This window comes from Vibrio sp. OPT20, from assembly GCF_963889365.1.
Classification (GTDB): domain Bacteria; phylum Pseudomonadota; class Gammaproteobacteria; order Enterobacterales; family Vibrionaceae; genus Vibrio; species Vibrio splendidus.
Genome location: NZ_CAWPOA010000100.1, coordinates 1 through 204 on the forward strand (window position 1 = coordinate 1; position 204 = coordinate 204).

The window sequence follows — 204 nt, forward strand, 5'->3', positions numbered from 1 at the left end:
GCTGATCATCCTCTCAGACCAGCTAGGGATCGTCGCCTTGGTGAGCCATTACCTCACCAACTAGCTAATCCCACCTAGGCATATCTTGACGCGAGAGGTCCGAAGATCCCCCTCTTTGGCCCGTAGGCATTATGCGGTATTAGCCATCGTTTCCAATGGTTATCCCCCACATCAAGGCAATTTCCTAGGCATTACTCACCCGTC

The 204-nt window shown here is 52.5% G+C and carries 1 rRNA gene; it reads right to left on the reverse strand.

The features are described 5' to 3' along the window. A 16S ribosomal RNA gene (locus AACR09_RS19990) occupies positions 1-203 on the reverse strand; the annotation flags it as partial. Position 204: the final 1 nt, after the last annotated feature.